The organism is Hyunsoonleella rubra, from assembly GCF_042684665.1.
GTDB classification, from domain to species: Bacteria; Bacteroidota; Bacteroidia; order Flavobacteriales; family Flavobacteriaceae; genus Jejuia; species Jejuia rubra.
In genome coordinates, this window is record NZ_JBHULY010000002.1 from 1 (window position 1) to 22,457 (window position 22,457).

The window sequence follows — 22,457 nt, forward strand, 5'->3', positions numbered from 1 at the left end:
GGTTTAAGTAAAAAAATAAAATATTAATTATCTTTAGAGAACTGGACTAGGGCTTTTCATAGGACACGTTGTTGCCCACAGTTATTTTTTAAAATTCTTTAATATATATTGATAATCATTGTCAGTTTCACTTGTCACAATAATTCCGAATGTTTTTAACTTATAAGTTACCAAATATTGAGTCAGATATAATTCCTCCTCGTTAAAGGTCTGATGATACTTAACTTTGACTATACTCGAAATTCCGTATTTTAGAAATTTACTTTCAAGTCTTTTTCTTTTGATTCCATAAGATTCAGATTCGACAAAAAGATGGTTTTCGAGTAAATCAACATAAACTTCAACCGCTTCTTTTGTTAATTCCACGTAATTTCCTGGTTGAAACGATATATTGTTTTTGTAGTTGTCATTTTTGATAAAGATTTCTACAGTTTCTCCCATTTTTTTGAAGCTATTAAGTTTATTTAGTTCAAATTCCGAAAGCTCATTTTGGTCTGGTGAATTCTTTATGATTTCAACTACAGTTTCTATGGTTGATTTTTCAAATTCATTTGGTAAATAAATTTTCTTTTCAAGAAATTCAATTAGATGTAATTTACTATTTTTAAATTCAGCTGGTAATTCTTTTTTGTCAGATTTACAATTTAAAAAAATCAGAAGTGTTAATGTGAGCAGGACTTTTTTCATAATTGTGGGCAACACTTGTATAACAGCAACTTTCCGTAAAAGCTGCTGTTATATCGTATATATTTATAACTGCAATGTAGTATTTTTCAGTAAGCTATCCAAGGGGCTGGTAACGGTTTTATTGTTAATTGCTATTGTCTTGGTATAAATCTCCGTCGTTTTGGGGGAGTTGTGGCCCAGCATAGTCTGAAGGTGTCGCATGTTTACGTTGTTTTCAATGCAATGGGTAGCAAACGAATGTCTCAGGGTATGTACCGTGGCCCAAGGGTTGGTATTAGTATCCTTTACTGCTTTTCTAAAAATGGCGCGTATGCTGGTTGGGCTGTATTGCCCTCCGTTCTGGCCTTCAAACAACCAGTAGGCAGGCTTGTTTTGTTTATAGTAGTCGCGTAGCAATAGTATCAAATGTTCCGATAATATGGTCTTTCTGTCTTTTTTGCCCTTGCTGTCCTTAATAAATAGATAGCCCTCGTTTGAGTGTACGTCAACAATACGCAAATTTATAAGTTCGGAAACCCGCAGACCCGAGCCGTAAATAGTTTGCAAAATTGCCCTGTGCTTTATGTTTTTTGGTGCTTGAACAATTTTCAGCACTTCTTCCTTGCTTAATACATTGGGTATGCTTAATCGCTTTTTTGGGCGTTGTACGTCGTAATACTCCCTAGGCATGCACAGGGCATGTTCATAGTAGGCCTTTATGGCGTTGATAATTTGATTCTGGTAGCTTTCACTAATCTTATTTTTCTGGATGAGCTCGTAAATAAAGCCCTCAATTTCTTCTTTGTTAACAGTTTTGAGGTCGCGCTGCATAAACTTGCCCAAAAATACTCCGAACATTTTTTTATATATCCTGATACTAGAGGCACTGTACTGTTTTAAAACTAGGGCCTTTTCCAAATCATGTAGGGCGCTTAAGGCCCTATCGTTAAGAGCTACCGACGGAACGGGCTTAAAAGCGATGCGCTTTTCAATTTTGCAGTGTTCGCCTAACAGACTTTTTAGTGATTTAAGGTTCTGTTCCGTATTTACTACAGACCATAATTTTTGATTGGGATGCCAGTAGCTGGTGTTCATTTTTTTGACGGCCTCGCGTAGCCCTTGCCGGTTGTAGGGTATAAAAATCTTAATTCGTTTAGCACCTTTAAGTGGCTGATAAATAATGGGTTGCATTTTATAGGGGTTTACTGTATTAAACATAGAAAAAAATCCTATAAAACCAAGTCTCGAAATCAAATTAATAGTATATTAACCGTTAAAAACGACTACAGCGTATTTTGCTTTTAATCAGTATGTTGTGTTGTAAATGGATGTGATTTTTTATTAAAAGCGATAAACAACCGAGAGGGCCGTACAATGAATACCTGTAAAATTTGCAACAAACGTTTGGTGGGCCGAAAGGACAAAATATTTTGCTCTGTTAAGTGCAAAAATTACTATCACGTTAACCTTAGAAAGGCCACTGCACTGGTTGTAAAAGAGTTGGATAATATCCTACACAGAAATAGAAGTATTCTTTTGGAAATTATGGGAAAAAATAAGACCCAATGCACAATAGAACGGGTAGTGCTGGAAAAGAAAAAATTTAGGTTTAAGTACCATACACATCACCACATTAACAGCAAGGGGAAGACGTATTATTATGTATATGATTTTGCGTGGATGGCATTTTCGGATGACAGGGTACTTGTGGTAAGGAAGCCCTTGGCCCAGGTAACCTGACCGCCCGGAAGATGGTTAGTTTCGAGAAACTGGTTATTTCAGGGCTGCTTTATAAACAGCCAAACATCGCTCCCTGGCAAATTTATGCTCCACAATAGGTTGCGGATAGGTCAGTTCCTGAAAATCGGGTACCCAGGTGTTGATGTACTCCAAATTTTTGTCAAACTTTTGTATTTGGGTAGTGGGATTAAAAATCCTAAAATAGGGTGCAGCATCTACCCCACAACCGGCCACCCATTGCCAATTACCAATGTTGCTGGCCATTTCGTAGTCATGTAGCTTTTCTGCAAAATAGGCTTCGCCCCAACGCCAATCAATGAGCAAATGCTTGCATAGAAAACTACCCGTCAGCATACGCACGCGGTTGTGCATAAAGCCCGTTACGTTCAATTGCCGCATTCCTGCATCCACCAAAGGGTAACCCGTTTTGCCCTCACACCAAGCCTTGAATTCAGTTTCGTTATTGCGCCATTGGATGCGGTCGTATTTTGGCTTAAAGCTTTTATGCACTGTGTGAGGAAAATGCCATAGGATTTGCATAAAAAATTCACGCCAAATCAATTCCTGCCAAAAAATTTCGTTTTGTTCAGCAATGGCTTTTTTTACCATTTTTCTAACGCTTACCGTACCGAAACGTAAATGTGGCCCCAACCGGGAGGTGGCATCTTTAGCAGGGAAATTCCTAGTGGCTTCGTAGTTTTGAATCAATGTTGGGGTAACGGTGTATGGTGCAATCTTTTGACTAGAGATTTTAAATCCAATGGTTTCCAAACTCACATTTGGTAAATCCTTAAGCTTTATCAGGTTGTTAAAATGCGTTGTGGTATCGTAAGCCTTTAAATCAATCGATTTGAATTTGGCTTTCCAGGATTTCATATAGGGCGTGTACACCACATAGGGGGTGCCATCACTTTTGACTACCTCGTTCTTTTCAAAAATAACGTGATCTTTAAAGGTTCTAAATGAGCTATTATGTGTTTTTAAGAAGTTGTCAATGTGTTCGTCCCGTGATGTGGCATAAGGCTCATAGTCGTGGTTGGTGTAAACCCCTTTGATGTCATAGTGTTCGTTTAAATTTTGGAACACGTCCAAAGGTGTTCCTTTATAAATGGCAATACTGCTGCCGCACTTGTCCTGCAGGGTTCGGCGCATAGCCTGCAATGTGCTGTAAATAAACGTTACGCGCGCATCATCTTCTGGTAACTTATTCAAAATTCCAGAATCAAAAATAAAAATGGGGAGTACGGGGTAGTCGCTTTTTAAAGCTTCGTATAAGCCTCGATTATCATCCAATCTTAAATCACGGCGGAACCAGAAGATGTTTATGGGTTGTTTCATTTAGTTTGGTCATGTTTGTCATGCTGAATTCAGTTCAGCATCTCACTAGTTTGTTTTTTGGTAGATTCTGAAACAATCCCGATAACCATCGGGACAGAATGACAATGTGTTCTTAATTAGTATTTCCCAAAAAGTTCCTCTAACTTTTTAGTTCTGTAATTAAAGATTTCTTCTAATTTCGGTTTCACTAAAATAGGGTGCACCAACTGCCCAAGCCACCCAAAGGGCACTTTATAATCGATAATATCCTCCATTTCCACACCGCCGTCAATGGCCTTGATAAAGTGCTTGTGGTGCCAAAGGGCATAAGGACCAAAGCGCTGTTCGTCCACAAAATATTGCCTGTCGATAACATGGGTAATTTCAGTAACCCATTTGGTTTTAATGCCCAGAACTGGAGTGACAATATACTGAATAATCTGTCCGGCAAACATGGGCCGGTCTGTTCCCGACAAAATATTGAACCCCATATAATCGGGCGTAATGGTTTTAAGGTTTTTTGGATCGGACAGAAAATCCCAAGCATCTTCAACGGAGATGGGTAAGTTTTGTTTTTTATGTAGGGTGTATATTTTCATGATTTAGTTGTTGAATAAGATATAGCCGTTCAATGAGGTTGCTATGCACAACCAAATGAAATAGGGGAGGATAAGGGCAGTTTTCCACTTCATTTTTTTTATAAATGAAAACGTAAAAATACTTACCACAGCCGTTAGCATAAGAATTACGGTAAACCCGAGGTCAACAAAATGCTGATTAAAGAATATGTAATTCCAAATTACATTTAGCACAAATTGGATACTGAACAACACAAGAATTGATGTATTTGAGATCAATTTATACAAGTATGCCATATAAACGGAGAAACAAATCATTATCGTAGTCCATGCGGCACCAAATACCCAGCCTGGAGGTGTCCAAGGGGCTTTGTTTAAATTGTGGTACCAATCGGTTTGAGGGCCATTGTCCATTAGCCAGCTACCAATGGCCAAGGCCCCGAAGTTAATCAGTAAAAATAGTATGATGTATTTAAGCAACTTCATGTTTTAAAGCGCTCAACTGTTTTGCAATCAATTGGGCTTCTGCGTACTTACTATCACTGGCTGCCCTGTTAATACTTGACAGCTCGTGCCATTCCTGCATTAATTTTTTAAACTTGGCTTCTAATCTTTCTTTTTTTGATTTTCTTTTGAAGAAACTAATCATAGCGATTTATTTTAGGTGTTTAACAATTTTTGAACTAAGCGGATTGGTGGTGGAGAGGAAGTAATCTATAAATTCCCCCTCTAAGCCAATCAGATATTTTTGAAAATTCCATTTTACGGATGAATCCGTTACGCCATTATTTACTTTTTGGGTAAGCCAGGTGTAAAGCGGGTGCTGGTGCCTGCCTTTAACATCCACTTTTTCAGTCATAAGGAAACTTACACCGTAATTGAACTCACAGAACATTTCAATGTCTTCATGGCTTCCCGGTTCCTGCCCTCCAAATTGATTGCAGGGTACGCCGATAACTTGTACTCTATCTTTATGGGTGTCGTAAAGTTTTTGCAAATCTTTGTACTGTGGTGTAAAACCACATTTTGAGGCCGCATTGACAAAAAGTAGGTGTTTGCCTTTATATTCCGAAAGGTCAATTGGGGTTCCGTTCAGCGCATTTATCTGAATGTCATAAATAGAAGCCACATCCAGTTTTTGAGTGTCGGCTTTCGCGCCTAAAGTAGCTACAAATGTCTTTATCAAATCCATGCCTTAAATTTTAAAACTTACAATGCCGCAATCCATTTCAAAAATTTGGCCTGAGACAGACGAAGCGTTATCCGATAATAAGAATTCGGCCATATCGGCAACTTCTTCTGGGGATAAAAACTTTTTGAGGGGATGGCGTTCAGTGATATTTTCAATCATTTTATCATTGCGCAGCAACTTTGAGGCCAAATCGGTGTCAGTTACCGTTGGGGCAATGGCATTGATGCGCATGCTTGGTGCCAGTTCTGCTCCCAAGGATTTTACCAGACCTTCAACGCCTGATTTTGCCGTGGCTATACTGGCATGATAGGGCATGCCCAGTTTTGCTGCCACTGTACTGAACAGTACAATGGAGGGATATGTGCTGCTTTTTAGAAGGGGCAAATACTTTTGTATGACTTTTACAGCACCTAGCACGTTGATTTCAAAGTCATTTTTAAAATCTTCAATGCTCAGCCTAGATATGGGTTTAAGATTGATGCTTCCAGGGCAGTACACCAGCGCGTCTGCGGTTTCTAAATCTGGTAAGTCATCTTGAAGTACATCGCATTTGTGGTGGGTTAAATTGTCATGCGATAGTTCTGGAACACTTCTACTTAGGTTAATAACCTTGCAGTAGTCTAATAGCTTTGTTACTAAAGCTTTTCCAATGCCCTTACTTCCACCAACTACTATTATTGTTTTCATGGGTTTCAGGGCATTTTTTGTTTATGGCCTGCCCTTCAGCCGTTTTTCTATTTTTTGTTTGATGGCCGTTAAACGCTTCATCAAATCCATAAGCTCAGGATCTTTTTCCTTCTTATAGATGTCGTTTATACTTAAAATTAAACTTTTTACTTCCCTTGAAGATTCGATGCGCTCACTTGTAGTTTTGAACGTGTGTTTACGCTGTTCGAATTCCAAAGCCTTGTCAATAATCTCCATAATTTATACCTAACTTTTAATAATGTGAAGTGCCTAATTTTTAGGCGATTCGCAATATAAGAAATTATGACAGATTACCTATTTTTATGGTGATTTATTAGGTAAAATTTAATATTTCAGGGTTTTAAATCCCGATTGTTGACAATTAAATGGTCAATGGTGCACCTTTTAATCGCTTTTCAACCTTTCTTTTTATGGCCGTTAAACGTTTCATGATGTCCATTATTTTTTGGTCTTTTTTGACCTTGTAGATTTGGTTTAAATCCAAGATTAGGGATTTTGCCTCTCTTGAAATTTTTACCCTATCGCTTGTAGACAGCGATCTCATTTTCCTTTGCTCAAACTCTAAAGCTCTGTTAATTAATTCCAATTCCATAATATTAACTGTTTAAATAATTCTGTAATTCCGTGATTTTCTCTGGAGTATTAAATTGTCCGCCGTAATACGCGGTAACCGTCGATGAGGTATCATCTTTTATACCTCTTGAAGACACACAAAGGTGTTTTGCGTCAATAATGACGGCAACATCTTCCGTGTCCAGAATTGATTTTAATTCGTTAGCTATTTGGTTTGTTAAACGTTCTTGAACCTGTGGGCGCTTTGCATAATATTGAACAATTCGGTTCAATTTTGACAGCCCGATGACTTTTCCGGAAGAGATGTATGCCACATGGGCTTTTCCGATGATGGGCACAAAATGATGTTCGCAGTTGGAGTAAAAGGTAATGTTCTTCTCCACCAACATCTGATTGTACTGATATTTGTTATCAAACAATGCTACTTTTGGCTTATTGTCCGGATTTAACCCCGAAAAAATTTCATCGATGTACATTTTGGCCACACGCTTTGGCGTACCCTTTAGGGAGTCATCGGTTAAGTCCAGCCCCATCACTTCCATAATTTCTTCAAATAGGATGGCAATTCGGGCTTTCTTTTCCGTATCACTTAATTTAAAAGCATCTTTTCGCATTGGGGTTTCTAACCCAGTATAAAGGTGGTCGTCCCCAATATCCTCAAGGCTAAATCCGTTTAGTTTGTGTCCGTTTGTTTTCGATTTTAATTTTTCTAATTGCATGTCTTCTTTTTTATGTGCTGTGCTATAATCGCCAAAGCACGTTAGCGTTTTGAAATTTTATTATTTGATATTTGCGTCTGTCTGCTACATTTAAAGCGTCCTTTTTCAAAAATTCTAAGTTTTTCATGTTTTGTTGACCGCCCTTGAACCCGTTTTCGCCACATTTTGAAACTGCTGGGTTTCATTTCTCGTCGCATTAATTCTATAACTTCCTGTTCTTTCAATCCAAATTGGAACTGAATGGCTTCAAAAGTGGTGCGATCTTCCCATGCCATTTCAATTATTCTATCTACATCTTCCAAATCTAATTTCACACACCTTGAAAGTTATATTGTTGGTCGTATTTGATTTTTTCATCTAACATCTTATCAAAGAAAGGCTTGTTTTCTCTAAATGTCTTGGTGTTTTTAAAGTGTATAAACTTACCTTGCGCATGGATACTGGCACCGTTGGTTTTATATATAACCAATTGGTAATAGGGTATAGCCCAAGTAAAGTTTTGAAGCCCTTTATTGATGAAAACAAGGATACCATTTCTGCGTAATTCAATGTTTGCATAATTGATATCGGAAACTGTATTCATGAACTGTTGCAGGTTGGGGCTAACTTCGCCAATAATCATGCGTTTTGAACCGATGCCCTTCAATCTTAGGGACTCAAAAAGTGTAAACGAACTACCCACCAAATCACTTAAAATTTGCTTGTGATCCTTGTTAAAGTATGTTGTGTTTAAAACCATTTTCCAAATCTTATATACCAAAGATACAAAATGTTTAATATTTAAGTAAATAAGTTAAACAAAAAATTACATATGACTATTGATAAAACTTATTAAGGGGTTATGTGTATGATAATAAGGGTGTTAGGATTTTTGAAAGCGATTGCGAAGTGTATGCTTTCTAAGAATTCTTTGGCTTTCGGCCAAAACGGTCTTGTCTTTACGTAATTTCCAAAGGGCATCGCCTGCCTTTTTTCGTGAAATCTCTAAATCCACAATAGGTTTTGGGTAGTCTTTCCCGAGTTTGAAATTATAGAATTGTTGCTCCATTTCAGTCATCAAATATGGCTGGTGTGCAAAAGGCGTATCTAAATGACGTAGCTCCAGCACCCATTTTTTTATGAAAGATGCCTCTGGGTCATGCTCTAAACTATTTTTAATGGGATTATAAATACGCAACATGTTCACTCCCGTTTCGCCAGCTTGCATCTGGAGTTGTGGAAAGTGAATGCCTGGCTCAAAATCCAAAAACATTTGAGACAAATGGGTTGTGGCTTCTTGCCAAGGTTGCCAAAGATTGTGTGTGAAGAATGATACGAGCATGGCGCGCATCCTAAAGTTGAGATACCCAGTTTCAGTTAGGCATCGCATGCAGGCATCTACCAATGGATATCCTGTCTGTCCGGTTTTCCACGCTATTTGGTATTGTTTTGAAACACTTTTTTTGAGCTTATGAAAGCCTCGGTTTACACTAGCTTCTTCCATAGTATGCTCCATTTCAAACTTTTGGATAAAATGGGTTTGCCAGCGCAAGCGGGACATAAATGCTTCTAATGCTTTTTTGTGTTTGGAAGATTTCTTCAAGTGATACGCTTGATGGTACACTTCCCGTACTGATAGATTCCCCCAAGCCAGATATGGTGAAATTCTGCTACAGCTCGTTCTCGCCAATTCCGGTTTTGAAATATGGAGCATATAATTGGGGTAGCGTTCTTCCAAAAATGATTCTAAGTAGCGCAACCCAGTGCTACGCCCTCCTTTTTGAAAAGTGGAAGTTTTGGGCGTTTCCAAATCGGGCAAATTGAAGTTTTTTTCCAATGCCTCGATGTCATCAATCGAGACAAACTGATCCGGTTTGGGTGAAAAGGGCAGTGGCTCTATGGCATAAAAGGCATCAACGATCTCATTCCATCCATCCCTGTTTTTTAAACCACGCTGTACGCCGTTATTAATATTTTCTTCCCATATGATGAAATTATTTTTGCAGAAGCGTTTAAAATTTTTATCTCGCTCATAAGTGACTAAAATCCCAGTTTCTTGATGGGAAAACACCTTTGTAATTTGAAAGCGCGTCAACAATTGATTAAACAAGGGAATGATATCCGATTGTACTGCCAGCACCTTAGTGTTGTGGGCCTTCAATTCATTATTTAAATCTACAATGGACTCCTGAATAAAATTCCAGTGGCGTTCACTATAATGAGGGTCCTGCAAAAGTAGGGGTTCAAAACTGTAGAGGAGGAGAATGCGCATGCCACTTTTTAGAGCGTTATAAATGGCTTCATTATCGTGAAGGCGTAAATCGCGCTTTAGCCAAACTACATGTATTTGGGGTTTAGTATTCATTTGGGTGTGCTATAATATGTTGCGCTTTATGCTTTAATTGTTCCAAATCCGAAGCTTTCATTTTATCCAAAAGGCTATACATCATTTTCATTCTAAAATTATTACCCAATTGTTCACGCTTTTCATCCAGAAAATTCCAGTACAAGCTGTTGAACGGGCAGGCATCATCTTCGGTTTTTTTATTTTTATTGTAATGGCAATGGTCACAATAATTGCTCATTTTATGAATGTATGAGCCCGATGACACATAGGGTTTAGTGGCAATCTTTCCGCCATCGGCATATTGGCTCATGCCTCTGGTATTGGTCAATTGCACCCATTCTATGGCATCCACATATATACCCAAATACCAAGCATCTACTTCATCGGGGTTGGTTTGGGTTAGCAATGCATAATTTCCCGTAATCATCAAACGTTGAATGTGATGTGCATACCCGTTTTCCAAAGAATTGGTGATGGCATGTTTCAGGCAGTTCATGTCTGTATTGCCTGTCCAAAAAAAGTCGGGAAGTGTATTGTGGTTTTCAAGTTCGTTTAGCGTTTTATACTTTGGCATAAAAGCCCAATACATCCCGCGCATATATTCGCGCCATCCGATAATTTGGCGGATAAACCCTTCTACCTGGGATATGTGAATGTGCGAACCATGGTTTCTATAGTAATTTAATACGGTTTGAACAACGTCCTTTGGTGAAATAAGTTTCAAATTCATTGCAAAAGAAAGCCTTGAATGAAACAAGTAAACTTCCTCTGTATGCATCGCATCCTGGTAATCCCCAAAGTGTACCAGCAAATGCTCGCAGAAATATTTGAGTTGATCTAAAGCTTGAAGGCGTGTAATCGGGTAGCTAAAGGTTTGGGTTTCAAATTTGCCGATTGTTTTGATGCCGGCCTTTTCTATATCGGATACAACTTCATCTACATTGTTTTTAAACCATTTATAAGCGGGGATTTCAACATCGCCTTTCCATTTATTGCGGTTACTTTTGTCGTAGTTCCATTTACCGCCTTCGGGTTGACCGGCCACCATCAAAATATCATGCATTTTCCGCATATCGCGATAGAAGTTTTCCATCAGATATTGCTTTTTACCCTTGAAGAATAGGCCTAAATCTTTACGCCCTGTGTAAAAGTGTTCGGCAGAAATAGCTTTTGAGGTAATTGATAAATTTTGGCAAAATGCACTCAATTGCTCGTCTAGTCGATATTCATCTGGAAAGAGGTATTCAAAGTGTTCAATGCCATTCCTTTCAATTAGTTTTGAAAGGTTGTCTGCGAGAATTTGGGTATTATCAGTATCATTTATTTTGAAATAAATCACCTGATGGTTTTTCGATTTCAAATCTTCGCAAAACTGTCGCATGGAAGCGAAAAACCCAATTACTTTCTGAATGTGGTGCATAACATAATCCGTTTCCTGTCGCATTTCGAACATGCAGTACAGTACGTCGTCATCAATGGTTTTAAACCAAGAATGCTTGATGTTAAGTTGATCACCTAATATGAGTCGAAGGGTTTTCATCTAAAAAAGTGTCGGTTGCAACCATATATTCCTGAAAGTGCCTTTGGGATCGTAACGTTCTGCTTGCAATTCTACATTAAATTTTCTGTCCCGCGGGTCGTTCCCCACACCCGCAACGTACATCCAATTGCCATAATTGCTATGAACGTCATAATCAATTAAAAGCGATTCAAAATAAGATGCCCCAATTCTCCAATCCAAAAGCAGGTCTTTCGCAAAAAAGGATGCTACAATCTGTCGCCCCCTGTTGCTCATCCAGCCTGTTTTTTGGAGTTCGATCATGTTAGCGTTGACAAATGCCGAACAGGTTTTCCCGTTTATCCATTTTTGAACCATGGTTGCGTCAGATTTCCATTCGTAATCTTTATTTAGAATACCCCCAATTTTAAAAATAGTATTGCCATGTTTCAACGAAATATACTTGAAGTAATCCCTCCAAATCAATTCGAAAACCAGCCAATAGGTAGACAGGTTCTTAAAATGCTCCTTTTCAAAAGCTTTTACATTCCAGTATATAGTCCTTGCTGAAATGCTGCCGTTAGCGAGCCATGGCGAAAATTTTGAGCTAAAATCAGTACCTACCAATCCATTTCGGGTCCTTTTATAAACACTGAGTTTTTTGGTTTCGAAGAAATAATACTTCAACCGCTCCAAAGCAGAGGTTTCCCCTCCTTTAAAAGGAAACGCCGAATTCGGGTTCGGTTCAAATTCTTCAAAACCTAAATCCTCCAGCGAAGGGATTGTTGTGGTGTTGCTAATTCTTGGATGAGCAGAGGCCGATTCGCTTTCAAAAAATGCCTTCACTTTGGATAGTTTTTCAACCTGTTTTCTAAAGTTGGTAAATATTGATGGAATACTTGAAATTGCAAAAGGAATATCATCTGGATGATATAAAAATTGGTCGTAGTATTCGCAAAAATTTACCTCCTGTTTAACAGATGCTTTCACGTTTTTGAAAACGGTATGTTCTTCGCTGGTCCATTCCTTTTGAAGGAAGATTGTGGATATATTGTAGGTTTTCACAAGTGTAGGGATCACATCTTCAGGTTTGTTTTGAAATACAAACAATTCGATATTCAGGGCTTTTAAGTTTTTCCTTAAATCGATAATACTTTCTATTAAAAATTTTGCCCTGAATTTTTCTGTTTTTTTGAATCCGAATACTGAAGTTTCGTAATGTTTCGGATCAAAACAATACAAAGCAATAACTTTACTATGGTATTGAAGTGCTTGATTTAAAATGAAATTGTCCTGAACCCTCAGGTCATTCCTAAACCAAACTAAGCCAATGCTGTTTTGTTGCTTCTGCATTTTTTACTGCAATAAACGACGCCGTCCCAATTCTTTTCCCATTTTTTTCTCCACGCAAATGGGCGTTTACACGTTGGACACGTTTTCTGGGGTAAGTACTGCTTTTTGTGACTCAACTTCAACTAGTTTATTAATCATTCCCGAAAAGATAAAACCGTGGAATGGTAATACGGCATACCAATACAATCTGCCCCAAAGTCCTTTTGGCCTAAATGTAGCCGTCTGTTTCAGTTTATGATCTTCTATTTTGAACTCTAGCCACGCCTCACCTGGTAAGCGCATTTCGGCATAAAGCAATAATTTTTTCTTGCTTTTGTCTGCATAAATTACGCGCCAAAAATCCAATGCATCACCGGCATCTAACTCGGTGGGGCTTGTACGTCCGCGTCTTAAACCGATACCCCCAAAAAGTTTGTCGATATATCCTCGCACACGCCAAAGAATGGTACCATAGTACCACCCGTTGGTGCCGCCGATACTCCAGATTTTTTCCACGGTTTGATCTGCGTCAATGACCCAGCGTTCTTTATAGTCGCGGAAGCATCCAAATTTTGGAACATTCACGTATTTATGGAGGCGATTACCCAATCTACCACTACTCACCATGGAATCCTTCCAACTGGAAACAATACTATTCTGTTCAATTTTTTCAAAAGCCAATGCTACCGCTTCCTTGTAAGTAATTGGATTAACGCCTAATATGGAATTGATGTCGCTTGGTTTTCCAATAATCTGAACCCCCATACTGTCCACCAAAGTTGTAGCCAGTTTATAGGAGGTTGAAGTCACAAAATACAGCCAATAGGAAGATAGCTTTGGAGTCATTACTGGCACCGTAAGAATGTACCTTTTTAATTGGCGTACTTCTGCAAACTGCAATAACATGTCTTTGTAAGTGATGACCTCGGGGCCAAAAACATCGTAGGTGTTGTTGTAAACTTTCTCGTTTCCTGCGGATTTGTATAAAAAGGCCAAAACATCCCTAACTGCCAAAGGTTGCGTTTTGGTGTGCAACCATTTTGGCGCAACCATTATGGGGAGTTTTTCTACTAAATCCCTTATGATTTCAAACGAAGAACTCCCCGAACCAACAATAATGCCGGCCCTAAAAACGGTTAGCGCATATCGGTCAGAAGCCAAACAAGTTTCTACATTTTTCCGCGAACTGAGATGCTTTGACAGTTCATCTTCATTTGTGATGCCACTTAAATAAATGACTTGCTTTGCATCGGTAGTTTCAATATAATTTTTAAAATTTCTGGCGCAACGTTCTTCCAAAGTTTCAAAATCCTTTGAGGAGTTGGACATGGAGTGAATCAAATAATAGGCAACATCAATTTTTTTCGGAATATTGTCCAGGGTTTCCGGATTTAAAAAATCGGCTTCGATAACATATACGTTGTCGTCTTCAAAATAACTTTTGTCCGCTCGGAGCCTGTCGCGAACCACACAAACTACCTTGTGCCCCTCATTTACTAAAAATGGGACGAGACGTTTGCCAATATAGCCTGTGGCACCTGTTACTAAAATGGTCATAATTCCTGTGTTGTTAGTTTAGGTCGTTGATATCCAAAACGCGTTTTGGTAGTTGGAACGGCATAACCGTCCAGTCCATTTATTGTTGCAATTTGAGCTTTTGAAAGGTTAATAAAACCGTCCGATTCAATAAGGTTATCGTTGAGGTATAGGCCGTTAATTTTCCCGATGACTAAAATGGTTTGGTTTGCTTTAATAAAATATTCCTCCACATATTCCATCTCCAATTGAATAGGGGCATTTTTTACGAAAGGTGCCGGAAAATTTGATTTATACTCTGCTTCCAGATTGGTCATGTCAAACTCCGAAATGGCAACATCATATTTGGCCGAAGTGTGATGCGCGTCTGAAATAATATCTTGATAAATAGGGTTAATGGTGTAAAGACCCGTAGCCTTAATGTTTTCGTAAGTATTGCGTAAAACAGTTGTCGGTCTTAGAAAGAATCCTAACATTGCTGGGTTAGAGCCAATATGCGTTACAGAACTAAATACCGCTACATTTTCTAAGCCATTTTCAGAAATTGAACCAATAAGGTTGGCCGATTTGTACCCAGAGCAACTATTTATCAGATTGATTTTATAGATGTGATTGAGTTGCTGTATGTCCGTTGCACTGAAAAATTTCACGACAATTATAGACTTAAATAATTATTGATTTTGATGTTTTTTGCCTTTAAATCGAACATCAAATTATATAGACCGAAAAAAGTTCGGTTGATATAAATAAAATGTTTGGAACCGCGATTTCCGTTCATTTTTCTTAAGTCTGTATTTTTTGAATACTTTTCGCCGAGTTCAGCAATTTTCCCAAAAAATATGCCATCCGAAAAGTCGAAAGTATCCTTTTGAAACGGTTGGGTAAAAAGACTTAGCATTTCATGAAACATCTCAGTGAAAAAGGCAAGCTCCTCTTTTGAATCATCTTCTTTAAGGATTTCAAGTTCAAAAAGACGCTTCGTGAAAAATTCCTGATTATGAAGATTTTCTTTTTTAGCAAGCTCAAAATAGGGTGTATAAAATTCTTGAGGGATAGATTTCATACACCCAAAGTCTAGTGCAACTAATTCTCCTTTTTCAGAAATTAGGAAATTCCCAGGGTGGGGGTCTGCGTGTACCTTTTTCAACTGGTGAATTTGGTACATGTAGAAATCCCAAAGGGCTTGGCCTAATCTATTTGCTTTTACCTGATCTGTATTGTGCGAAGCGAATTCCGAAAGATGTTCACCTTCCATGTAATCCATCGTGATGATGCGTTCGGAGGATAGGGCTTTGTAATATTTTGGAAATCTCAAATTAGAAATGTGCCCGCAAGCCTTTGCAATTTCTTGGCTTTGCTCCACTTCCAAAATATAATTAGTTTCCTCAATAAGCTTCTGTTCAACTTCTTTAAAATATTTATCTGAATCTTTCCCTTTTATATTGAACATGCTCATGGCCACAGGTTTTACCATGGCTAAATCTGAAGCGATACTCTCCGCAACTCCCGGATATTGGATTTTCACAGCAAGTTTTTTCCCATTCTTAGTTGCCAAATGCACCTGACCGATGCTGGCGGCGTTTACAGAAGTTGCGTTAAAAGTATCAAACAGTTCATTCGGGTGTTTCCCAAAATATTTTTTAAAGGTCTTGATGACCAACGGAGGGGACAATGGCGGTACAGAGAACTGGGCCAATGAAAATTGTTCCACATAAGCCTGTGGTAGAATACTCTTTTCCATACTCAGCATTTGAGCCACTTTTAAAGCACTTCCCTTTAGTTGCTTTAAGCCATCATAAATGTCAGAAGCGTTGTTTTTATTCAATCGCTCCTTGGCTTCCTCGTCTGAATTGACGAGTTTATTCCCGTAGTATTTTAAATAATTGACACCAACTTTTGCACCAGTGGAAACCAGTTTTGTCGCCCTTTGAATTTTTGAAGTTGGTATGCTGTCTATTGTTTTCATCGCGTTTTAATTCAGTTGAAATTTTTCCTTGAACAGAAATTTGCCCAAGTCCAAGACGCTTTTTATTGGAGCGATGTCCAGCACATCGAAAGTGGTATTGACCGATTTTTCGATGAAAATATCTGTCTTTTCAAAGGAGGCTGAGGTGTCATCCAACCAAAATTTCATGGTCATTAATAATTGTAACCAGGCTGATTCTTTAAGAGCATTGTCCTGAAATTTCTCAATCTGAGCTTGTTTGATATCCAACATTTGAATACCCAATCCACTAACATATTTGGTAAAATGGGTTTTTAGGCCAGATAGGACTTTTAGGCCCTTAAGGTCGTTTTTGTACTTATCCAAAACATGCTTTACGTAGCTTCTGTTTGCTGTAATATTTTCAAAGAATGTGTAGTAAAAGCTCAATAATTTATTCCTTGCATCAAAAATTTTGTAATCATCATTTTTGTTCAAGGCATTGATTGAATTGGTAAAGAAGGCCTCAAAAATTCCTTTTTCAACAGCCTCAAAGGAGGCAAAATATTGATAGAATGTACCTTCCTCAAAATTGTGCAGTTTAGCAAAAGCAAATACCGTTTTTGGGTTTTCATCGTGCTCCAGTACATAAGTCATGTACCAGCCGATGATATCTGTTTTTGAAATTGATTTTTTCTTCGCCATAATTCATTTTATTATGGTAAAGATACAAAATGTTTAACAAGTATTAAAAAAAGTTAAACAAAATTAATTTTTGTTTAAGAGAGTTGTGGTTTATTTACCCCTGTGCTTTCCTTATTTTGGGATAATTCAAAATGAAAGAACCTCTAATTTAAATGATACAAAAACACGGCAATCCGGATTAAATAATTTAGGAAAAGTTTTGAGGGGTTGGAGTGGTGTCCCCTTGAGGGGACTTTAGGGGTGTCCAATTATAGCTGTTTATTTAGCTGGTCACAAGTCTCTTCAATAACCAGCAAAACACTAAACATTTTCTTCTTTACTTCTTCATTGGAAAACCTCAAAAATGTTACGCCATAAGCTTCAATCTCTTTTTGTCGTTCTAAACCTTTGGTATCATTAAAATCATGACTATGTCCATCAATTTCTATGGCTAATTTTATTTCGTGACAATAAAAGTCCACTATGTAATTTAACATTGGAACTTGTCTATGAAATTGAACCCCAAAAGCTCTTTGTTTTATCTTCTGCCATAATAGAATTTCAGGAAGTGTGCTATTCTTTCTTAGTTGTCTGGCTAGCTCTTTTAGTTTTGGATTGTATGGTATGATTCTATTTTTCATTATTGAAAGATAAAATATTCCGTTTGACAGGGAAATGTATTGTTTTTAAATCTTTGAATTTTACACCCCTAAGGTCCCCTCAAGGGGACATTTGCTTACTCAGACGGTTAAGTTTGCTTTGAGTTTATAGAATAATATGCGATTTGTTAAGTTGATTTTCAATGCTTTATATGTATCATAATGGAGTTGTTATAGAGTTATTTCTGCCTTTTTGAGAATTATTGGTTTAGCGCAGGAGTGGTGTCCCCTTGAGGGGACTTTAGGGGTGTTTTTATCGGAGAAGCCCATTAAAGCCTAACAACACTGCTCGTCCTTAACCAGTTTACAGCTGGAAACGGCCACAATTGCTCCGAGAATGGGAGCTAAAATATATAGCCATAAGTCTTGAAAATTTCCCGTAAATAGGGCAGGGGCGATAGAACGTACAGGGTTCATAGAAGCTTTGATCATCGGTCCTGCAAACATAGCTTCCAACAAAATTACACCGCCAACAGCAATGGCGGCCATTGTGCCTATTTCTTTGCTGCCCGTGGACACGTTTATAATGACTACCATCAAAAAGAAAGTGAGTAGAAATTCTAAAATAGCGGCTTTATAAGCTGGAAAGCCCTCGGCAGGAACGGTTTCGCCCAAGGTCTGGCTTTCAGGAAACAAAAACCAAAGGAGAAAAATAGCTAAAACCCCTCCAATAGGCTGAGCCAAAATATATTTTGGAACTTTTGGCCAAGGGAATTTTTTTGCAAAGGCAAACCCAATGGTTACCGCCGGATTAAAATGCGCCCCGGAAGTTTCTCCAAAGGCATAAATCATGGCCATAACGATCAGCCCCCAAGTGACGGCCACACCAACATGGGAAATGCTACCGCCTTTAATTTCGTTGATGGTCATGGCACCGCAACCACAGAATATCATGGCGAAGGTTCCGATGCTTTCTGATATGTATTGTTTCATCATGTTTAAGTTCCAAATTTCAAATTCAAAATTCCAAGTTTCGGGCTCAACTACTGTAGGGAAGCATAGATTTCCTCTTTTGCAACTGGTTGGCAGGACATCCCCGCGTTAGGGATTGAACGGCCTGTTTGAAATCCCCGACGCAGGAGGGATTGAGTAGTGAAAGCCCGACCCTCCCGATAGCTATCGGGAGGGTAACGCCCAAATTAACATGGGGCAAATATACAACGTCCTATTTTAAGCTTTTGTTAACAATAAGCGGTTTTAGATTGGTTAATTTTAGGGGATTAAAAACCTAATTATTAAAGCTTACAACGATGAAAAAATTACTAGTATTATTTATGGCGTGTGCCACAACGTTTGCGGTGCAGGCGCAATTGCAAACTCCTCAGCCAAGTCCATTAGGGAAGTTGGTGCAGAAGGTGGGCCTAACGGATGTTACTATTGAATATTCCAGACCGGGCGTTAAGGGACGAAAGATTTTTGGTGGATTGGTGCCTTATGGTGAGATGTGGAGAACGGGAGCCAATAAAAATACCATGGTTACTTTTAGCACGGATGCGACTGTTGATGGGCAGACCTTAAAAGCAGGGTCTTATGCCATTTTTACCAAGCCTGGTGAGGAATCTTGGGACGTGTATTTTTACTCTGACACCAATAACTGGGGCGTGCCGCAAAAGTGGGACGAGAGTAAAGTGGCAGCCAAAACGACGGTCAAGGCTTACCCTGTTCCATTCAGTGTAGAAACCTTTGCTATGGATATTGGTCAGATTTCAAATAACGGGGGGCAATTGGAATTGATTTGGGACAAGACCTATGTTGGTGTTCCTTTTACCGTACCTACGGATAATGCCGTCTTGAAGAGTATCAACAACGTGATGAGTGGTCCTAGCGTAAACGATTATTATTCTGCCGCGGTTTACTATTTGCAGGAAAACAAGGATATGAAAACTGCGATGGAATGGATTGACAAAGCCGTAGAAATGACCAAGGACAAGCCCCGTTTTTGGATTTTAAGACAGCAATCTTTAATTCATGCGAAGGCTGGTGATAAAAAGGGAGCCATTGCCGCTGCTAAAGCTTCTTTGGAGCATGCTGAAAAAGCGGGAGCCAAAGGCTATGTTAAAATGAATACCGATTCCCTAAAAGAGTGGGGGGCGATTTAATTTAGATTTCCAGACTTTTAGAAGATTAGATGTTTAGAAAGCGTAACCAATTTGGTTACGCTTTTTTTATAGTTTCGTGATGGTAACTCATAATTTTAAGGGTCAGTTATAATTTTTATTTCTATTGAAATGGTGAAGGTTAATTCTGTATATTAGTAGGGTCATACAAGACGTTAAGCTAAAATTAATTCCTAAAATGTCTGACCAAAACTCTGTTGAAGAAGCATTTTTAAAAAAGGTGGAAGACGTCATCGAAGCCAACTTGGAGAATGAGCAGTTTGGCGTCAATGAACTGTCTGATGCACTTGGTGTGAGCCGTTCTAAATTACATAGAAAATTGAACGCTTTTACTGGAAAATCAACCAGTCAGTTTATTCGGGAATATCGTTTGGAAAAGGCTATGGTCCTTTTGCAGGACAACGAGGCTACGGCATCCGAGATAGCTTTTCGTGTTGGTTTTAGTAGCCCCACGTATTTCAACACCCGTTTTAGCGAATATTTTGGTTATCCGCCGGGGGAGGTTAAATATCGTAGTTCATCTTCGTCGGCGCAAGGTGAGTTAAAAGGCACAAAATACCAAAAGTCTAATACATCTAAATCTTCGAATCGAAAAAATATTATTATTGCTGTTTTAAGCGTGATTCTAATGATTGCGTTGGCCTATTTTATATTTAACTGGCAAAAAGAAAACGGTAGTGACACTTTGGAAATTGCTGAAAAAATGGATAAGTCCATCGCGGTACTGCCATTTAAAAATCTGAGTGATGATAAGGATAACCAATATTTTGCCGACGGTGTGCGTGAGGATATTATCAATCAGTTATCAAAAATTGAAAAAGTATCGGTAAAATCCAAGCAGTCTTCCGATAGGTTTTACAATGATAATTTATCAGGAGAAGAAATAGGTGATGCCCTCAAGGTAGATTACCTAATAAACGGTAGTGTTCAAAAACATCAGGATCGCATTCGGGTTATTGTGCATTTAGTGAATGCCAAGGACGATACCCATTTATGGTCTAAAGATTTTGATCGCGAATTCAATGATATTTTTAGTTTGGAGAAAGAGATTTCAACAGATATCGCCAAGGAATTGGATATCGTGCTGTCGCCGTCCGAATTAGAAAAGATCGGCAAGATACCTACACGGAACCTTGAAGCCTATAATTTGTATTTAAAGGGCAGGCATTTTTTGTACCGTTTTAATGATGATGATTTGAATCGTTCCGAAAAGTATTTTAAGGAAAGTATGGCCCTAGATCCAGAATTTGCATTGCCCTATTCAGGGATGGCAGAGGTAACCATGTTCAGATATTGGCCTAGGGCAACGCAATCTGATTACCTAAAGGCAAAGGAATACGCCTTAAAGGCTATTGCCCTTGATGATGATTTATCATACCCGCATAGGGTTTTGGCCAATATTAGTTTGGAATATGAATGGAATTGGGATAACGCAGCAAAGGAGTTTCGGATAGCCCTAGAAAAAGAGCCGGATAATGCCGTTAATTATTGGTTGATTGCCCGTTACTTTATCTTCGTCAATGGAGATTTTGAAAAAGGCTTGGACTATCTCGAAAAGTCCATACAGTTAAATCCGCTATTTCGTTTCTCATCCATATTAAAGGCCGATTGCTATTTGTACCTTGAGGAATATGATTTGTCTTTAGCTGAAGCTAGAAATGCCCTTGAGATAAACGAAAAGGATTTATGGGCATCATGGGTTACCTTTTTAACTTATGCGAAACAGGGCAAGGATGAATTGGCGGTTCGAGAATTAGCAAGAGGTTGGCGCACCGACGAGGCGGGAATGGTCAACGTGGAACCCATGTTGAAGGCGTATAAAGCTGAAGGCCTTAAAGGTGTTTTTAAATGGCTAAACGATTTGGATATCAACCATGAAGGAGAAGACCATGTGTACCATAGTGCCTATTGGATTGCTCAAAAATTCGCTTTTCTTGGTGAGCACGACAAAGCCTTGGAATGGTTGGAAATCGCCTTTGAAAGAAGGAATGCCGAACTGTACAGGATAAAGTACGATCACTTTTTTAAAGGAATGCAGGAACATCCTAAATTTCTAAGCATCCTGAACAGAATGAATTTGGGCGACTACACCCACGAACGTCCGTTCAAGGATTAACGACACAAAAATCCCTCATTTGCAACATAATTTAAACACTTTAAATTATGTGCATCAGCCTTTAAATAAAACTTTGAATTTTTTGATACATAGCTATTATCCCTTGCTATTGCTAATGTTTCATCTTTGTGTAAATCATTTTTCATTCACTTAAACTCACAAAATCATGAAAACATTAACATTAATTCTAGCCGTGTCCCTTTTGACCTTTTCAGTTTCTTCTCAAGATAACAATGCACAATTAATGGCCTATAACTCTGAAAAAATTTCTGATCTTGAAACCGTAAAACCAACCCCTAAAGTATTAAATCAAAAGTACCTGGATGCGGTTTATGATTCCGAAATGGCCATCCATGTACGCTCCATAGTCAAGAATATTTCTAAATATAATGTATCCGAAGCCAAGGGCTATAGCGGGAAAGCAAAGCCTTTTAAAACAGCTTTTAAAACTGATAAGGCCTATATTGAGGTTTCCTATGATAAGCATGGAAAAATTATCAGCACCAAAGAACGCTATGAGGACGTAAAATTGCCCGAGGCCCTTCGAGAAAAAATCTTCTCAGAGCATAACGATTGGGCATTGCTGAAGGTGGATTATGATGTCGATTATAACGCTGATCGCACTCAGAAAACCTATCACGTAAAAATTAAAAGTGGGAAAACCAAAAAGAAAATCAAGATTGATGCTGATGGGAATTTCATCAATTAAATTTAACGACATTTATGCTAGACCTCACAGGTTTTTCTCGTGCTGAGCGCAGTCGAAGTGAAA

At 38.5% G+C, this 22,457-nt stretch carries 27 protein-coding genes; 4 read left to right on the plus strand and 23 right to left on the minus strand.

Annotated elements, in window-relative coordinates; translation table 11 throughout:
* Nucleotides 1–81 precede the first annotated feature (81 nt).
* A complete protein-coding gene (locus tag ACFSR8_RS00100; protein ID WP_380287790.1) occupies nt 82–687 on the minus strand; it encodes a hypothetical protein in 606 nt (201 codons plus the stop codon).
* Between the two features lie 63 nt (nt 688–750).
* Nucleotides 751–1,857, minus strand: coding sequence for a tyrosine-type recombinase/integrase (locus tag ACFSR8_RS00105; protein ID WP_380287792.1), 1,107 nt, complete (start codon nt 1,855–1,857; stop codon nt 751–753).
* A gap of 183 nt (nt 1,858–2,040) precedes the next feature.
* Here ACFSR8_RS00105 and ACFSR8_RS00110 point away from each other — a divergent pair, with 183 nt between their 5' ends.
* On the plus strand, nt 2,041–2,406 hold the full coding sequence (locus tag ACFSR8_RS00110; RefSeq protein WP_380287794.1) for a hypothetical protein: 366 nt from the start codon (nt 2,041–2,043) through the stop codon (nt 2,404–2,406).
* 33 nt (nt 2,407–2,439) lie between these two features.
* Here ACFSR8_RS00110 and ACFSR8_RS00115 read toward each other — a convergent pair whose 3' ends face one another.
* From ACFSR8_RS00115 to ACFSR8_RS00215, 21 genes are all read right to left on the minus strand, one after another.
* A complete protein-coding gene (locus ACFSR8_RS00115) occupies nt 2,440–3,744 on the minus strand; it encodes a cryptochrome/photolyase family protein (RefSeq protein WP_380287796.1) in 1,305 nt (434 codons plus the stop codon).
* Between the two features lie 116 nt (nt 3,745–3,860).
* Nucleotides 3,861–4,322 carry an SRPBCC family protein gene (locus ACFSR8_RS00120; RefSeq protein ID WP_380287798.1) on the minus strand — a complete coding sequence of 154 codons (462 nt, stop codon included), beginning with the start codon at nt 4,320–4,322 and terminating at the stop codon, nt 3,861–3,863.
* 3 nt (nt 4,323–4,325) lie between these two features.
* Nucleotides 4,326–4,787, minus strand: coding sequence for a TspO/MBR family protein (locus tag ACFSR8_RS00125; RefSeq protein ID WP_380287800.1), 462 nt, complete (start codon nt 4,785–4,787; stop codon nt 4,326–4,328).
* Entirely contained in the window at nt 4,774–4,950 is a 177-nt protein-coding gene (locus tag ACFSR8_RS00130) for a Lacal_2735 family protein (RefSeq protein ID WP_380287802.1), read from the minus strand. Before ACFSR8_RS00130 ends, ACFSR8_RS00125 begins: the two co-directional genes overlap by 14 nt.
* Nucleotides 4,951–4,956: 6 nt before the next feature.
* Entirely contained in the window at nt 4,957–5,493 is a 537-nt protein-coding gene (locus ACFSR8_RS00135) for a glutathione peroxidase (RefSeq protein ID WP_380287804.1), read from the minus strand.
* A gap of 3 nt (nt 5,494–5,496) precedes the next feature.
* Complete coding sequence (locus ACFSR8_RS00140) at nt 5,497–6,180, minus strand: SDR family NAD(P)-dependent oxidoreductase (protein WP_380287806.1); 684 nt, start codon at nt 6,178–6,180, stop codon at nt 5,497–5,499.
* A 21-nt stretch (nt 6,181–6,201) separates the two neighbouring features.
* Nucleotides 6,202–6,417: a hypothetical protein gene (locus ACFSR8_RS00145; RefSeq protein WP_380287808.1), complete on the minus strand. Its 216-nt coding sequence runs from the start codon at nt 6,415–6,417 to the stop codon at nt 6,202–6,204.
* A 145-nt stretch (nt 6,418–6,562) separates the two neighbouring features.
* Complete coding sequence (locus tag ACFSR8_RS00150) at nt 6,563–6,787, minus strand: hypothetical protein (RefSeq protein WP_380287970.1); 225 nt, start codon at nt 6,785–6,787, stop codon at nt 6,563–6,565.
* 10 nt (nt 6,788–6,797) lie between these two features.
* Nucleotides 6,798–7,493 carry a GTP cyclohydrolase I FolE gene (gene folE, locus ACFSR8_RS00155; protein ID WP_380287810.1) on the minus strand — a complete coding sequence of 232 codons (696 nt, stop codon included), beginning with the start codon at nt 7,491–7,493 and terminating at the stop codon, nt 6,798–6,800.
* Between the two features lie 41 nt (nt 7,494–7,534).
* Nucleotides 7,535–7,807, minus strand: coding sequence for a TIGR03643 family protein (locus ACFSR8_RS00160; protein ID WP_380287812.1), 273 nt, complete (start codon nt 7,805–7,807; stop codon nt 7,535–7,537).
* Complete coding sequence (locus ACFSR8_RS00165; RefSeq protein ID WP_380287814.1) at nt 7,804–8,232, minus strand: hypothetical protein; 429 nt, start codon at nt 8,230–8,232, stop codon at nt 7,804–7,806. The genes ACFSR8_RS00160 and ACFSR8_RS00165 overlap by 4 nt, the downstream gene beginning before the upstream one ends.
* A gap of 123 nt (nt 8,233–8,355) precedes the next feature.
* Nucleotides 8,356–9,837, minus strand: a complete 1,482-nt coding sequence (locus ACFSR8_RS00170) for a cryptochrome/deoxyribodipyrimidine photo-lyase family protein (protein ID WP_380287816.1) — start codon at nt 9,835–9,837, stop codon at nt 8,356–8,358.
* Complete coding sequence (locus ACFSR8_RS00175) at nt 9,827–11,359, minus strand: cryptochrome/photolyase family protein (protein ID WP_380287818.1); 1,533 nt, start codon at nt 11,357–11,359, stop codon at nt 9,827–9,829. The genes ACFSR8_RS00170 and ACFSR8_RS00175 overlap by 11 nt, the downstream gene beginning before the upstream one ends.
* Nucleotides 11,360–12,670 carry a DASH family cryptochrome gene (locus ACFSR8_RS00180; RefSeq protein WP_380287820.1) on the minus strand — a complete coding sequence of 437 codons (1,311 nt, stop codon included), beginning with the start codon at nt 12,668–12,670 and terminating at the stop codon, nt 11,360–11,362.
* Complete coding sequence (locus tag ACFSR8_RS00185; protein WP_380287821.1) at nt 12,640–12,786, minus strand: DUF2256 domain-containing protein; 147 nt, start codon at nt 12,784–12,786, stop codon at nt 12,640–12,642. Before ACFSR8_RS00185 ends, ACFSR8_RS00180 begins: the two co-directional genes overlap by 31 nt.
* Nucleotides 12,737–14,206: an SDR family oxidoreductase gene (locus ACFSR8_RS00190; RefSeq protein WP_380287823.1), complete on the minus strand. Its 1,470-nt coding sequence runs from the start codon at nt 14,204–14,206 to the stop codon at nt 12,737–12,739. Before ACFSR8_RS00190 ends, ACFSR8_RS00185 begins: the two co-directional genes overlap by 50 nt.
* Entirely contained in the window at nt 14,203–14,835 is a 633-nt protein-coding gene (locus tag ACFSR8_RS00195) for a flavin reductase family protein (protein ID WP_380287825.1), read from the minus strand. Before ACFSR8_RS00195 ends, ACFSR8_RS00190 begins: the two co-directional genes overlap by 4 nt.
* Before the next feature lie 5 nt (nt 14,836–14,840).
* A complete protein-coding gene (locus ACFSR8_RS00200; RefSeq protein WP_380287827.1) occupies nt 14,841–16,151 on the minus strand; it encodes an ABC1 kinase family protein in 1,311 nt (436 codons plus the stop codon).
* Nucleotides 16,152–16,157: 6 nt separating this feature from the next.
* Nucleotides 16,158–16,814, minus strand: a complete 657-nt coding sequence (locus ACFSR8_RS00205) for a TetR family transcriptional regulator C-terminal domain-containing protein (protein ID WP_380287829.1) — start codon at nt 16,812–16,814, stop codon at nt 16,158–16,160.
* A gap of 248 nt (nt 16,815–17,062) precedes the next feature.
* Nucleotides 17,063–17,434: an endonuclease domain-containing protein gene (locus ACFSR8_RS00210; protein WP_380287831.1), complete on the minus strand. Its 372-nt coding sequence runs from the start codon at nt 17,432–17,434 to the stop codon at nt 17,063–17,065.
* Between the two features lie 294 nt (nt 17,435–17,728).
* Complete coding sequence (locus ACFSR8_RS00215; RefSeq protein WP_380287833.1) at nt 17,729–18,388, minus strand: MIP/aquaporin family protein; 660 nt, start codon at nt 18,386–18,388, stop codon at nt 17,729–17,731.
* A 314-nt stretch (nt 18,389–18,702) separates the two neighbouring features.
* Here ACFSR8_RS00215 and ACFSR8_RS00220 point away from each other — a divergent pair, with 314 nt between their 5' ends.
* The 3 genes from ACFSR8_RS00220 to ACFSR8_RS00230 all read left to right on the plus strand — a co-directional run bounded on the left by ACFSR8_RS00220 (nt 18,703) and on the right by ACFSR8_RS00230 (nt 22,394).
* Nucleotides 18,703–19,551: a DUF2911 domain-containing protein gene (locus tag ACFSR8_RS00220; protein WP_380287835.1), complete on the plus strand. Its 849-nt coding sequence runs from the start codon at nt 18,703–18,705 to the stop codon at nt 19,549–19,551.
* Between the two features lie 196 nt (nt 19,552–19,747).
* The gene (locus ACFSR8_RS00225; protein WP_380287837.1) at nt 19,748–21,685 is read left to right on the plus strand and encodes a helix-turn-helix domain-containing protein; all 1,938 of its coding nucleotides are present in this window, start codon (nt 19,748–19,750) and stop codon (nt 21,683–21,685) included.
* Nucleotides 21,686–21,851: 166 nt separating this feature from the next.
* The gene (locus ACFSR8_RS00230; protein ID WP_380287839.1) at nt 21,852–22,394 is read left to right on the plus strand and encodes a hypothetical protein; all 543 of its coding nucleotides are present in this window, start codon (nt 21,852–21,854) and stop codon (nt 22,392–22,394) included.
* The last annotated feature ends 63 nt before the right edge of the window (nt 22,395–22,457 follow it).